Source organism: Streptomyces sp. DSM 118878, from assembly GCF_052936595.1.
Map to the genome: position 1 here is coordinate 3,356,937 of NZ_CP193622.1, position 13,674 is coordinate 3,370,610.

General features: G+C 73.2%; 12 protein-coding genes. 6 read left to right on the forward strand and 6 right to left on the reverse strand.

The features are described 5' to 3' along the window. Nucleotides 1–237 precede the first annotated feature (237 nt). The 3 genes from ACRAKF_RS14665 to ACRAKF_RS14675 are packed head-to-tail and all read right to left on the reverse strand — an operon-like array spanning nucleotide 238 to nucleotide 3,388. Entirely contained in the window at nucleotides 238–1,074 is an 837-nt protein-coding gene (locus ACRAKF_RS14665) for a sugar phosphate isomerase/epimerase family protein (protein ID WP_447037545.1), read from the reverse strand. After that, complete coding sequence (locus tag ACRAKF_RS14670) at nucleotides 1,071–2,231, reverse strand: dihydrodipicolinate synthase family protein (protein WP_447041976.1); 1,161 nt, start codon at nucleotides 2,229–2,231, stop codon at nucleotides 1,071–1,073. The genes ACRAKF_RS14665 and ACRAKF_RS14670 overlap by 4 nt, the downstream gene beginning before the upstream one ends. Before the next feature lie 5 nt (nucleotides 2,232–2,236). Then, the gene (locus ACRAKF_RS14675) at nucleotides 2,237–3,388 is read right to left on the reverse strand and encodes a Gfo/Idh/MocA family protein (protein WP_447037547.1); all 1,152 of its coding nucleotides are present in this window, start codon (nucleotides 3,386–3,388) and stop codon (nucleotides 2,237–2,239) included. Nucleotides 3,389–3,560: 172 nt separating this feature from the next. Between ACRAKF_RS14675 and ACRAKF_RS14680 the strand changes: the two genes are divergently transcribed. Continuing rightward, a complete protein-coding gene (locus tag ACRAKF_RS14680; RefSeq protein ID WP_447037548.1) occupies nucleotides 3,561–4,604 on the forward strand; it encodes a LacI family DNA-binding transcriptional regulator in 1,044 nt (347 codons plus the stop codon). A 66-nt stretch (nucleotides 4,605–4,670) separates the two neighbouring features. On the opposite strand, the gene pdxR is transcribed toward ACRAKF_RS14680, so the two are convergent. After that, nucleotides 4,671–6,260, reverse strand: coding sequence for a MocR-like pyridoxine biosynthesis transcription factor PdxR (gene pdxR / locus ACRAKF_RS14685; RefSeq protein ID WP_447037550.1), 1,590 nt, complete (start codon nucleotides 6,258–6,260; stop codon nucleotides 4,671–4,673). Between the two features lie 28 nt (nucleotides 6,261–6,288). On the opposite strand from pdxR, the gene ACRAKF_RS14690 reads away from it, so the two are divergent. From ACRAKF_RS14690 to ACRAKF_RS14710, 5 genes are all read left to right on the forward strand, one after another. Further along, the gene (locus tag ACRAKF_RS14690) at nucleotides 6,289–6,888 is read left to right on the forward strand and encodes a LysE family translocator (protein WP_447037551.1); all 600 of its coding nucleotides are present in this window, start codon (nucleotides 6,289–6,291) and stop codon (nucleotides 6,886–6,888) included. Between the two features lie 131 nt (nucleotides 6,889–7,019). Continuing rightward, a complete protein-coding gene (locus ACRAKF_RS14695; RefSeq protein WP_447041977.1) occupies nucleotides 7,020–7,934 on the forward strand; it encodes a bifunctional helix-turn-helix transcriptional regulator/GNAT family N-acetyltransferase in 915 nt (304 codons plus the stop codon). 43 nt (nucleotides 7,935–7,977) lie between these two features. After that, nucleotides 7,978–8,778, forward strand: a complete 801-nt coding sequence (locus ACRAKF_RS14700; protein ID WP_447037552.1) for a sugar phosphate isomerase/epimerase family protein — start codon at nucleotides 7,978–7,980, stop codon at nucleotides 8,776–8,778. 390 nt (nucleotides 8,779–9,168) lie between these two features. Further along, on the forward strand, nucleotides 9,169–10,935 hold the full coding sequence (locus ACRAKF_RS14705) for a glycoside hydrolase family 3 protein (protein WP_447041979.1): 1,767 nt from the start codon (nucleotides 9,169–9,171) through the stop codon (nucleotides 10,933–10,935). A gap of 114 nt (nucleotides 10,936–11,049) precedes the next feature. Further along, the gene (locus ACRAKF_RS14710) at nucleotides 11,050–11,691 is read left to right on the forward strand and encodes a hypothetical protein (RefSeq protein WP_447037553.1); all 642 of its coding nucleotides are present in this window, start codon (nucleotides 11,050–11,052) and stop codon (nucleotides 11,689–11,691) included. 16 nt (nucleotides 11,692–11,707) lie between these two features. Here ACRAKF_RS14710 and ACRAKF_RS14715 read toward each other — a convergent pair whose 3' ends face one another. After that, nucleotides 11,708–13,150 carry an aminopeptidase gene (locus ACRAKF_RS14715; protein ID WP_447037554.1) on the reverse strand — a complete coding sequence of 481 codons (1,443 nt, stop codon included), beginning with the start codon at nucleotides 13,148–13,150 and terminating at the stop codon, nucleotides 11,708–11,710. A gap of 103 nt (nucleotides 13,151–13,253) precedes the next feature. After that, the gene (locus tag ACRAKF_RS14720) at nucleotides 13,254–13,661 is read right to left on the reverse strand and encodes a hypothetical protein (protein WP_447037556.1); all 408 of its coding nucleotides are present in this window, start codon (nucleotides 13,659–13,661) and stop codon (nucleotides 13,254–13,256) included. Between the last annotated feature and the right edge of the window lie 13 nt (nucleotides 13,662–13,674).

Consider the following 13,674-nt stretch of genomic DNA (forward strand, 5'->3'; position numbering starts at 1 on the left):
CGGCACTGACAGCAGGAACATCGGGAACCACGAAGGGGCCCGGTCTCACGACCGGGCCCCTTCGCGCCCTCCCCCCAATGCCAGAAACCCCGCGATTCCCCCTGGATCCCCCCAGATCCCCCCTCGGGAAGTCCTGACGCAGAGTACGACACGCTTGGTGGCCAAAGGGTTGCACGCCGTCGCGGAGAATTTTCCGGACGCAGGCGGAAGGGGTCCCGAGGTCCTGGTGGGCGTGGTTCACGCGTGCGTGCGAAAGCGCTGGGCCGTCTCCCGCAGCACCTCGCCGCCGTCCCGCGCCCACAGGGCCTCGTTGAAGATCTCGACCTCGATCGGCCCGTCGTACCCGGCGGCGTCCACCAGTTCGCGCCACGCCCTGAAGTCGACGCTGCCGTCGCCCAGTTGGCCGCGGCCGAGCAGGACGCCCGCGGGCAGCGGCGTGATCCAGTCCGCGAGCTGGAAGGCGTGCAGGCGCCCCCCGGCGCCCGCACGGGCGATCTCCGCGGGCGCCCGGTCGTCCCACCAGACGTGGTACGTGTCCACGACCACGCCCACCTGGTGCGCGGGGAAGCGCTCCGCGAGGTCGAGCGCCTGGCCGAGGGTGGAGACGACGCAGCGGTCCGCGGCGAACATCGGGTGCAGCGGCTCGATGGCGAGGCGCACGCCCCGCTCCTCGGCGTAGGGCCCGAGGAGCGCGAGGGCGTCCGCGACGCGCTCCCGCGCGCCCGCGAGGTCCTTGCCGCCGGGCGGCAGGCCGCCGGAGACCAGGACCAGCGTGTCGGTGCCGAGCGCCGCCGCCTCGTCGATCGCCGCGCGGTTGTCGTCGAGGGCACGCGCGCGTGCCGCTTCCCCGGTGTCCGTGAGGAAGCCGCCCCGGCACAGGCTGGTGACGGCGAGGCCCGTCTCGCGCATGAGCCGGGCGGCGCGCTCGACCCCGTACTCCTGGACCGGGGCGCGCCAGAGGCCGACGGCGGTGATGCCCTCCTTGGCGCATCCTTCGGCGAGTTCGGGCAGCGAGAGCTGCTTGACGGTCTCCTGGTTGACGCTCAGCCGTGACAGCGGGGGCGGGGTGCTCATCGCGGTACTCCGTGGACGGTCAGCAGCGAGCGCATCCGGGACGCCGCCAGGGACGGGTCGGGGAACAGGCCGAGGCCGTCGGCGAGTTCGTAGGCGTGGGCCAGGTGCGGCAGGGAGCGGGCCGACTGGAGGCCGCCCACCATGGAGAAGTGTGTCTGGTGCCCGGCCAGCCAGGCGAGGAACACCACGCCGGTCTTGTAGTAGCGGGTGGGCGCCCGGAAGAGGTGCCGCGACAGCTCGACGGTGGGGTCGAGGAGGCCGTGGAACGCCTTCACGTCCCCCGTGTCCAGGACCCGCACCGCCTCGGCGGCGAGCGGTCCCAGCGGGTCGAAGATGCCGAGCAGCGCGTGGCTGAAGCCGTGGTCGTCCCCGGCGATCAGTTCCGGGTAGTGGAAGTCGTCGCCGGTGTAGCAGCGCACGCCCTGCGGCAGGCGGCGGCGCAGGGCGATCTCCCGCCCGGCGTCCAGGAGCGACACCTTGATGCCGTCGACCTTGTCGGGGTGGGCGGCGATGACCTCCAGGAAGGTCTCCGTCGCGGCGTCCAGGTCCGTCGAGCCCCAGTAGCCCTCCAGGGCGGGGTCGAACATGGGGCCGAGCCAGTGCAGGATCACCGGCTCGCTCGCCTGGCGCAGGAGGTGGCCGTACGTCTCCAGGTAGTCGTCCGGCGACCCGGCCGCCGCCACGAGGGCGCGCGACGCCATGAGGATCGCCTGGGCGCCGACCGACTCGACGAGCGCGAGCTGCTCCTCGTACGCCTCGACGACCTGCGGCAGCGCGGCGGGCTCGGTCAACTGGTCGGTGCCGACGCCGCAGGCGATGCGGCCACCGGCCGCTTTGGCCTCTCCGGCCGAGCGGCGGATCAGCTCGGCCGCTCCCGCCCAGTCCAGGCCCATGCCGCGCTGGGCGGTGTCCATGGCCTCCGCGACGCCGAGGCCGTGCGACCAGAGGTGGCGGCGGAAGGCGAGTGTGGCGTCCCAGTCGACGGCGGCGGGGCCGTCCGGGGAGACGTCGGCGAACGGGTCGGCGACGACGTGCGCGGCGGAGAAGACGGTGCGGGAGGTGGGCGGCGGGCCGCTCACCGTGATCCGTGACGGCTCGGTGCGCGGGGTGTACGCGCGCGTGCCGCCGCCCGCGACGGGAAGCAGGAGGCTGCTCACAGTGCTCACAGCGCGATCTCCGGTACGTCGATGCGGCGGCCCTCGGCCGAGGAGCGCAGGCCCAGTTCGGCGAGCTGCACGCCGCGCGCGCCCGCGAGGAGGTCCCAGCGGTAGGGGGCGTCCGCGTAGACGTGCTTGAGGAAGAGCTCCCACTGGGCCTTGAAGCCGTTGTCGAACTCGCCGTTGTCGGGCACCTCCTGCCACTGGTCGCGGAAGGAGTGGGTGACGGGCAGGTCCGGGTTCCACACGGGCTTCGGCGTGGCGCTGCGGTGCTGGACCCGGCAGTTGCGCAGGCCCGCGACGGCGGAGCCCTCGGTGCCGTCCACCTGGAACTCCACCAGCTCGTCGCGGTTGACGCGCACCGCCCAGGAGGAGTTGATCTGCGCGATGGCTCCGCCGTCCAGCTCGAAGACGCCGTACGCGGCGTCGTCGGCCGTGGCGTCGTAGGGCTTGTCCCGCTCGTCCCAGCGCTGCGGGACGTGCGTGGCGGTGAGCGCCTGGACGGTGCGCACGCGGCCGAACAGCTCGTGCAGGACGTACTCCCAGTGCGGGAACATGTCGACGACGATGCCGCCGCCGTCCTCGGCACGGTAGTTCCAGGACGGGCGCTGGGCGGGCTGCCAGTCCCCTTCGAAGACCCAGTATCCGAACTCACCTCGTACGGACAGGATCCGGCCGAAGAAGCCGCCGTCGATGAGCCGCTTCAACTTCAGCAGGCCCGGCAGGAAGAGCTTGTCCTGGACGACGCCGTGCTTGATGCCGGCGTCCTTGGCGAGCCTGGCGAGGTCGAGGGCTCCGGCGAGGCCGGTGGCGCTCGGCTTCTCGGTGTAGACGTGCTTGCCCGCGGCGATGGCGCGCTTGATGGCGTCCTCGCGGGCGGAGGTGACCTGCGCGTCGAAGTAGATGTCGACGGACGGGTCGGCCAGGACGGCGTCGAGGTCCGTCGAGTAGTGCTCCAGGCCGTACTGCCCGGCCAGCGACCGCAGCGCGTCCTCCCTGCGGCCCACCAGGACCGGCTCCGGCCACAGCACGGTGCCCTCACCGATGTCGAGGCCGCCCTGTTCGCGCAGGGCCAGTATCGAGCGGACGAGGTGCTGGCGGTGGCCCATGCGTCCCGTGACGCCGTTCATGGCGATGCGCACCGTCTTGCGTGTCACGAAAGTCCCTCCGTCAAGGCTGCGTAGCCCGCTAAGACCGCATAGCTCGCTAAGACTGCACAGCCCGTCAGGACCGGATAGCAAGCGCTTTCTATCTAGACAGAAGCTAGCCTGCCGCACAAGGTTCGGACAAGGGCTTCGGGCCACGGCAGTGATACCAAAGGACGACGAGATGACCGTGACCCTGGCGGACGTGGCGGCCCGCGCGCAGGTCTCCCCCGCCACCGTCTCCCGCGTACTGAACGGCAACTATCCCGTGGCGGCCGCCACGCGCGAGCGCGTCCTGCGCGCCGTCGACGACCTCGACTACGTCCTGAACGGGCCCGCGAGCGCCCTCGCCGCGGCCACGTCGGATCTGGTCGGCATCCTGGTCAACGACATCGCGGACCCCTTCTTCGGGATCATGGCGGGCGCGGTGCAGTCCGAGATCGGCGGCCCCGGCGGGCGCGCGGGCGGCGAGCGGATGGCCGTGGTCTGCAACACCGGCGGCTCCCCCGAGCGGGAGCTGACCTACCTCACGCTCCTCCAGCGCCAGCGCGCCGCCGCGGTGGTCATCACCGGCGGCGCCGTCGAGGACGCCGGCCATGCCGCCGCGATGGCCGGAAAGCTGCGGCGCCTCGGTGAGGCGGGCGCACGGGTGGTGCTCTGCGGCCGGCCGCCCTCCCCCGACACCGACGCCGTGGCGCTCACCTTCGACAACCGCGGCGGCGGCCGGCGGCTGACCGAACACCTCATCGGCCTCGGCCACGTGCGCATCGGCTACATCGCGGGCCCGGAAGAGCGCACCACCACCCGGCACCGCCTGGAGGGCCACCGGGCGGCACTCGCCGCGCACGGCGTCAGCGACGACCCGGCGCTCACCGTCCACGGCCCGTACGACCGCCGCTCCGGCTACGACGCCACCGAGGAACTCCTGCGCCGCGCCCCCTCGTTGACCGCCGTGGTCGCCGCCAACGACACGGTGGCGCTCGGCGCCTGCGCGGCCCTGCGCGACAAGGGCCTGCGCATCCCGGACGACGTCTCCGTGGCGGGCTTCGACGACCTGCCGTTCAGCGTCGACGTCGTCCCCGCGCTGACGACGGTCCGCCTGCCGCTGCACGAGGCGGGCGCACGCGCGGGCCGGATCGCCATGGGCAAGGAGCAGCCGCCACCGGGAGGCGTGGCAACGGTGCACGGCGACCTGATGGTGCGCGGCTCAACGGCGGCGCCGCGGTAGATCGACGGCGCCCTGGTAGGTCCGGCGGCAGGTCATTGCAGAAAAGTCCCGTCCATATCGCCACATTTACGGCGTGTCGCCGGGACTTTTCTGCAACGCCCCGACCCACCGGGCCCGGCCCACCAGTCGGCCCAGCTCCGTCATCGCTTCCGTGATGGCCGTCGGGGGCGTGGCCGCGTAGCCGAGGACCAGGCCCGGGGGGTGGGGGCGCTGGGTGTGCCAGGACAGCGGGTGGGTTTTGACGCCACGGTCGAGGGCGGCGGCGGCGAAGGCGGCGTCGGGGCCCGCGTACGCGGTGTCCCACGTGATCGTCAGATGCAGGCCGGCCGCCGCGCCGTGGGTGAGCGCTCCCGGCAGGTGCGTGCGGATGGCCGCGATCATCGCGTCCCTGCGGCGGCGGTGGTGCCTGCGGACCAGCCGCAGGTGGCGTTCCAGGTCGCCGCTTTCCATGAGGCGGGCCAGGGCCAGTTGCGGGAGCGCGGCGTTGCCGAGGTCGACCAGGCGCTTGGCGTCGACGAGTTGGGAGCGGTACGCGCGCGGGGCGAGCAGCCAGCCGAGGCGCAGGGCGGGCGCGAGGAGCTTGGAGACGCTGCCGGTGTAGCAGACCCGCTCGGGGAGCTGGGCGCGGAGGGCGGGGACCGCGGGGCGGTCGTAGCGGTGCTCGGCGTCGTAGTCGTCCTCGATGACGAGGCCGCCGTCGCGGGCCCACTCCATCAGCTCACGGCGGCGCTCGCCGCCGAGCACGACGCCGGTGGGGAACTGGTGGGCGGGCGTGAGCAGTACGGCCGGGGCTCCGGTGGCCCGCAGGGCGTCGACGCGGACGCCCTGCGCGTCGACCGGGACGGGCGGGGTGCCGAGCGGACGCAGGTGCTGGCGGACGCCGAGTGATCCCGGTTCCTCGACGGCCACGCGGTCGATCCCCTCGGCGCCCAGTACGTCGACCAGGAGCCGCAGCGCCTGGGCCGTGCCGTTGACGATCATCACGTCGTCGGGGTCGGCGTTGATCCCCCGGTTGCGGGAGAGCCAGCGCGCGACGGCCGTGCGCAGGGCCGGGGTTCCGCGCGGGTCCCCGTACCCGAAGGCGGTCGGGGTGAGGTCCGCGAAGACGGCGCGTTCGGCGCGCAGCCAGGCCGCCCGGGGGAAGGCACCGAGGTCGGGCAGGCCGGGAGTGAGGTCGATGCGGGCGGGGGCGGCGCGCAGGGCCTCGAAGGCGTCCAGGCCGGGGGCCGCGGCGAACGGGGCGCGTGACATGGCGGGCGACGTGGCGGGCGTCCGGGCGGGTGACGTGGCGGGCCCACAGGCGGGGGGCAGGTGGTGGGGTACGGCGAGGACTACCGTGCCGCCGCGTCCCCGCCCCGCGACATGGCCGTCCTCGCCGAGGCGCCGGTAGGCCTCCGTCACGACGCCGCGGGAGACGCGGAGTTCGTCGGCGAGGGTCCGGGTGGCGGGCAGCCGGCTGCCGGTGGCGAGCCGCCCGTCCGCGATGGCGGACCGGATCTCCCGCGCCAGCCAGTCCGCGAGCCCGCCCCTGGGGGCGGTACGGGGATCGAGCTGGAGGAAGTCGGAGGTCTGGATGGAGTCGGAGGTCCGGAGGAAGTCGGAGGTGGCGGGCGTCGTTATGGTCCTGTCGGCTGGAGATCCTTTGGACCTGTTCATGGATCCATTGTGGCGTCAGGGTCAAGGAATGGAATTCTTCCTCACCTCCCTCGTCGTCTGCGTGACCCCCGGCACCGGCGCCCTGTTCACGATCGCGGCGGGCCTGTCGCGGGGCACGCGGGCCGCGGCCGTCGCGGCCATCGGCTGCACGCTGGGTGTCATCCCGCACATGGTGGCCGCGATCACGGGCCTCGCCGCGCTGCTGAACGCCAGCGCGGTCGCGTTCGAGACCCTGAAGTACCTCGGCGTGGCCTATCTCCTCCACATGGCGTGGAGCACGCTGCGCGACAAGAGCGAGCTCACCGCCGAGCGGGAGACGGAACCGCGCTCGGCGGGCCGCACGATCCTGACGGCCGTACTGATCAACGTCCTCAACCCCAAGCTCACCCTGTTCTTCTTCGCGTTCCTGCCGCAGTTCGTGGACACCGACGAGCCGTACGCCATGCTGCGCATGACCGAACTCAGCGCCTACTTCATGCTGATGACGTTCGTGGTCTTCCTGGCCTACGGCCGCTTCGCCGCGGCGATGCGCCACCACGTCATCGCCCGCCCCCGGGTCGTCGACTGGATGCGCCGCACCTTCGCGGCGGCGTTCGCGGCGCTCGGCCTGCGCCTGGCGTTTCTCTGAGAGCCGTGGGCTTCCCCCGCGCCCTGCCTTGCTCTACCGTTGACTCAGTCAAAGGTAGGCAGGTGGTCATCGTGCCGAAACCGCCCGGAAAGACCCAGGCGCCGCCGGTGCCGCGCGCACCCATCCAGGAGATGCGGGCCTTCAACCGCTTCTACACCAACCTCATCGGTGTCCTCGACTACAGCCGTCACCTGTACGTCCCGTACACCCTCACCGAGTCACGCGTCCTGTACGAGCTCTCGCTGGCGCCGCACACCGACGCGGCCGACCTGCGGAGCACGCTCTCCCTCGACGCGGGATACCTGAGCCGGCTGCTCGCCAAGTTCGAGCGGGACGGTCTCGTGGAGCGTGCCCCCTCCGTGCCCGATCCGCGGCGGCAGCGGATCACGCTGACCGCGCGAGGGCGGGACGCCGCCGACCTGCTCGACGAGCGGTCACGGGAAAGCGTCGGGGCGCTCGTCGCCGACGTGCCCGCCGCCGACCGGGCCCGCCTCGCCGCGGCCATGCGCACCGTCCGCGGCATCCTCGAAGGCACCGACCGGCGGCGCGCGAGCGTCCGGCTCCGGGAGCCGCGGCCGGGCGACCTCGGCCTGATCGTGCAGCGCCACGGCGCGCTGTACGCCGCCGAGTACGGGTGGAACACCGAGTACGAGGGGCTGGTCGCCCGCATCGTCGCGGACTTCGCCCAGGACCACGACCCGCTCCTGGAGCGGGTGTGGATCGCCGAGCTGGACGGGCGCCCGGTGGGGAGTGTGATGTGCGTGCGCGACGAGGCTCCCGGCACGGCGCGGCTGCGCCTCCTGCTCGTCGAGCCGGACGCGCGGGGCCTCGGGATCGGGGACCAACTCGTGAGCGCCTGCATCGGCTTCGCGCGCGACGCCGGATACCGGGAGATCGTGCTCTGGACCGTCGACGTGCTCGCCGCCGCCCGCGCGATCTACCAGCGCCACGGCTTCGTCCTCGCCGACGAGAGGACGCAGCACTCCTTCGGCGCCGACGTCGTCGGCCAGGACTGGCGGCTGCCCCTGCACGAGCGGCCCGCCTGAGCGCTTCCTGTCCCCTGCTGTCGGGGCCATTACTGTCGGGGCCATGAGATTCGCCTTCTCCACCCTCGGCGTGCCGGGCCTGCCCGTCGCCGACGTGCTGCGGCTCGCCACCGACCACGGCTACCAGGGCGTCGAGCTGCGCGCGCACCCCGAGGAGCCGGTGCACCCCGGGATCGGCCTCGCCGAACGGGCGGACGTCGCCGCCGGGTTCAAGGCGGCGGGCGTGGACATCCTCGGCATCGCCGGGTACGCGCGCGTGGCCGCGCCCGGCGATGACGCACCCGTCCTCGACGAGGTGCGTTCCCTCGTGGCCCTCGCCCGTGACGTCGGCGCCCCCTTCGTACGCGTCTTCCCCGGCGGCGGCACCGGGCAGAGCACGGCGGAGGCCGACGCGACGGCCGCGAGGCGGCTCGGCACCGCCGCGCGGTACGCCGCCGACGCGGGCGTACGCGTCCTCCTGGAGACCCACGACTCGCACCGCACGGGAGCCGATGTCGCCCGGGTCCTGGGGGCGGTCGGGCACCGCCAGGTCGGCGCGCTGTGGGACGTCATGCACACCCTGCTCGGCGGCGAGTCCGTCGACGACAGCTTCGCCGCCCTCTCCCCCCACCTCGGCTACGTCCAGGTCAAGGACATCGCCTCCGCACACGACACGACCCCGCTGGCCCTCGGCGCCGGCACGCTGCCGCTCGCCGAGACCGTGGCGCTGCTCGGCGCGGCGGGCTGGGACGGCTGGCTGTGCTGGGAGTACGAGAAGCGCTGGTACGAGGGGGCGGCGCCACTGCCCCGGCTCCTCGGCCCGGGCCGCTCCCACCTGTCCCGCCTCACGACCCCCGGGCCCTGACACTCCGGACGCTCCAGACACCACCGCCACCACCGACACCCCCGCAAGGAAAACCCCAGGCGCACCCCCCGCACCACTTCCCGGAAACCGGGAACCCAGCCACGCCCCCGGTCGTCCAACCGGCACGCTGCCGGTGAGTCTCCGCAGGGCGGTGTCGGCATCGCTGCTGGCTGCGAACGCTGACCACCCTCTCCGCCGCCTGCGGCCGGCAGCCCGCCGTCACCGGCGCGCCCCCTTCCACACAGCGCCGGTGACGGCCCCCGCATGCCCGTCCTCCCTTGACCGGCAGAAATCTTCGGGATATCCGTAACTCCTGAAAGTTTCCTTCGGCCAGCAGGAGCGCCCGTGCCCCAGCCCGACGACCCCACGCTCCGTGCCCTCATCGCGAGGATGAGCCTGGAGGAGAAGGTCGGCCAGCTCTTCGTGATGCACGTGTACGGGCACACGGCCACCGCCCCCGACCAGCGGGACATCGACACCAACCGCGAGGAACTCGGCGTCGACGACGCGGCCGCGCTGATCGCCCGCTACCACCTCGGCGGCATCATCTACTTCGGCTGGGCCCACAACACCCGCGACCCGCACCAGATCGCCGCCCTCTCCCGGGGCATCCAGCGGGCGGCGGCAGAAGCACTTCCCTCGGGCATCCCCGTACTGATCTCCGTGGACCAGGAGCACGGCGCCGTGGCCCGCGTGGGCGCCCCGGCGACGCTCCTGCCCGGCGCGATGGCGCTGGGAGCGTCCGGTTCGCACGAGCACGCCCGCGAGGCGGCCCGCATCTCGGGCACCGAGCTGCGGGCCCTCGGCATCCGGCAGGACCACGCCCCGGACGCCGACGTGAACGTCGACCCGGCCAACCCGGTCATCGGCGTACGCTCCTTCGGCTCCGACCCCGAGGCGGTCGCCGGCTTCGTGACGGCGCAGATCGAGGGCTACCGGAGCGCGGGCGTGGCGACCGCGGCCAAGCACTTCCCCGGACACGGCGACACGACGGACGACAGCCACACCGAGCTGCCGCACATCCACCACACCCGCGAGGAGTGGGACAGGTACGACGCGCCGCCCTTCCGCGCGGCGGTCGCCGCGGGCGTGGACTCCGTGATGACGGCCCACATCGTGGTGCCCGCCCTGGACCCGTCGGGCGACCCGGCGACGCTCTCCCACCCGATCATCACGGGCGTCCTGCGGGAGGAGCTGGGCTACGACGGGGTGGTCGCCACCGACTCGCTGGCGATGCGGGGCGTGCGGACGAAGTACGGGGACGACCGCGTGGCCGTGCTGGCGCTCAAGGCGGGCGTGGACCAGCTCCTGAATCCGCCGCGGCCGCAGGTCGCGTGGGACGCGGTGCTCAAGGCCGTGGCCGACGGGGAGCTGACCGAGGACCGCGTCGACGCGTCGGTCCTGCGCGTCCTGCGCCTGAAGGCGAGCGTCGGCCTCCTCACCGAGGACGGCACGGCGGCCCCGGAACTCGTGGCCGAGACGGACGCCACCGTGGGCGGCGCCGCCCATCTGGCGGCGGCCGACCGCATCGCGGAGGCGACGACGACGCTGCTGAGCAACGAGAACGCCACGCTGCCGCTGTCGCCCCGTACGCACCGCGACATCCTGGTGGTCGGCGCCGACCCGCGCTCGCCGTCGGGCACGACGGGCCCGCCGACGTCGGTCCTCGCGGACACCCTGACCGGCCTCGGCTTCGCCGCCACCGCCCTGCCGACGGGCACGTCACCGGACGAGGCGACGGTCGAGAAGGCGGTGGCGGCGGCGGAAGGCGCGGACGCGGTCCTGGTGGCGACGTACAACGTCGCGACCCACGCGGCCACCGCGCGGGACAACACCCAGGCCGCGAACGCCGCGTTGTTCGCGGCGCTGCCCGCCGGGGGCACGGCGGCGGACGGGCAGGCCGCCCTGGTGGCCGCGCTCAAGGCCACCGGTGTGCCCGTCATCGCGCTCGCGATCCGCAACCCCTACGACGTGGCCCGGCTCCCCGAGGTCGACGCGGCACTCGCCTCGTACTCCTGGACCGACGTCGAGCTGCGCGCCGCCGCGCGGGTGATCGCGGGCCATGCCACGCCTCGGGGGCGGCTGCCGGTGCCGGTGCGGCGGGCGGACGATCCGGCGCAGGTGCTGTACCCGGTCGGCCACGGGCTGACGTACTGACGCGTACGCCGGCCCGTCGGCACCGCACCCCTGATCGCCGCAAAGCCCCCCGCGCGCCTGGCACGCTCCCGCTGCCACGGGTCACGCTGGACCGCACGTATCGGGGGGAACGCCATGCTTGCCTGCCACGACGGGCCGCGCGCGGCCAGGGGGACGCTCCGCGCGCTGCTGCTCGCCGGCGCGCTCGCGCTGACCGGTTGTCAGGGCTCCGGCGGCCAGGGGGGCATGGAAGGACATACGTCGGTGGCGTCGCGCCCCTCGGGTTTCGGGAAGGTGTTCCTCGCCGTGGGCGAGTGCAGTTCGCGGGGGCGGGGCGCGTTCACGGAGGTGCCGTGCACCAGCGAGCGGGCGGCGGCGCGGGTCCTCGCGCGGCACCACGGCAAGGCGCGGCAGGGCCCCTCCTGTCCGGCGCGCACCGACTTCGTGCTGCACATCAGCGAGAGCAGGCCCGCGCAGGACGAGGACGGCGACGGGGCGGTGCCGCGGGGCCACGCCTGTATGCGCAACCTCGAACCGCCGCACCCCGGTGACCCCGGAGGTGGCGGCGGCCCGAGGACCGTCGTGGGCGACTGCGTGTACTCCGCCGGGCGGGGCGAGGTCCGGGAGACCGCCTGCGACGGTGGCGGGGACCGGCGGCCCGAGTACCGGGTGGTCTCGGCGGTCGGCAGCCGCGCCCGGTGCGGCCCGGCGACCGCGCTCTACGTCGACCTGGGCGGGGCCCGGCCCGTCGGATGTGCCGAGCCGGTGCCCCGCTGACCGACTCGGGGCTACATCACGGCCGCAGCGTCATCTCCTTCTTCACGTCCCTGCGGTCGAGGCGCGCGTCGTACGCGGCCAGCGGCTTCGACGTCGCGGTGGACACACCGGCCCACGCCTTGATCCGCTGCGTGGCCTTCGCCTTCTCGTCCGCGGTGAGCTGCGAGACCGTCGCCCCGTGGTTCGCCCCCGGGGCCGTGAAGACGTACGAGTCGTGCTTGGCGCCCCGCGCGGGGCGGAACTGCTCGGCGCCGTACGGGTCGTACTCCCCGTAGACGTACATCATCCGGTGCCCGTTGTGCCGCACCCAGCGGTCGATGTCGCGCATGGCGGTCGGCTTGAACTTCATCGGGATGTCGCGGGGCACGAAGTTCCGCGGCGGCTGGTAGCCGTAGCGGCTCAGGTCGCCGAGCCAGGGCTGGCTGATGTCGGGCGAGCCGAGTTCCGTGCCCGCCTGGTAGTAGTACGGCGTGTACGGCTCCAGGCCCTGGTCGGTGTAGGAGGACCAGCCGCCCACGGAGTCGACGTAGTCGAAGAGGTCCTGGTCGGACATGGTGGCCGCGTCCGGGATCTCGCCGCAGGCGGTGGCGGCGGGCTGGTACTGCCAGAAGCCCCACGCCAGGTCGAGGACGACCGCCTCGAAGGCCTTGTCCAGGGTGCCGACGGTGTGGAACGTGCGGTTCTCGGCGGCGGCGTAGGCCGCGAGCTTCTTGGACAGCGGCTCGCGGCGGATGAGCGCCTCGCGCTGCACGGCCTGGATGCGGTCGCGGCACTCCTTGGTGCCGACGTTCGCCAGGAACTCGTCGTACGCCGAGTCCTCCTTGTCCACCACGTCGTTGGGCGCCACGTACGAGACGATGCCGGCCATGTCGCGGGGGTAGAAGCGCTCGTAGTACGTCGCCGTCATGCCGCCCTTGGAGATGCCGGTGGCCAGCCACTTCTTGCCGTAGATGGGCTTCAGCGCCCGGTAGATGCGGTGCTGGTCGGTGGCGGCCTGCCAGATGTCGAGCTTGGACCAGTCGGCCGGGGCCGGACGCGAGGGCGTGAAGAAGCGGTACTCCATGGAGATCTGGTTGCCGTCGACGATCTGCGTCGGCTCGCGGCGGCTGGGGTTCGTGGAGACGCTGTAGCCGCTGGTGTAGTAGACCGTGGGGCGGCTCGTGTCCTTGTGCAGGACCGTCAGGCGCTGCTTGAAGGTGCCCTTGGAGGGGCGGCGGTGATCCACCGGCTGGGTGTAGTTCAGGACGAAGAAGCGGTAGCCGGGATAGGGCTTCTCCTCGATGAGGCTCATGCCGGGTATGGCGAGCAGCCTGTCCTTGATGTCCGGTTGTGCGGTGGTGGCCCGCTCCCCGGTGGTGGTCCGTTCGGCGGCGGTGGCCGCTCCGGACGTCGCTCCGGCCGCGCTCACCGTACCTATCAGCACGACGAGCGACACCAGCCATCTGAGCGCCTTGCCCATGCACCCTCCCCTGTCGACACAGCAGTGCCCCGGAACCTAACGGAGCAACTGGTGTCGCACCAGAGGCATTCAGGCGCGGCTCACGCGCGTCAGCGGAGGAGCTTCAGCAGAGGATCCATCCCGAAGCGACCCCACGCCCGCTGATCTTCCCCGTCACGCGCACGCACCGGTGTCCCGCGTGGACCGTCACGGGCCCCGCGCGGTGGGTGAAGCGCCCCTTGTCCCGCACGGCACGGCTGCCGCGTGCCTGCACGCTGACGGACATGGTCTTGCGGGCGCCGGGACGCTTGGCGACCAGCACGACGCAGACGTAACCGCGGGACTTGAAGACGTCGACCCTGCCCTTGCTGAAGGGCAGGACGCGCACCTTGTGCCCCGCGCAGGCGCCGGCGGCGGCGTGCGCCGTACCCGCGCCGGGGCCCACGAGGGCCAGCAGAAGGGAGGCGGCGAGCCCGGCTGCGCCGAGCGTCAGCCACCGGCGTATCCGACTCCGCCCGCTACCACTGCTCACGGTGTTCCCTCCC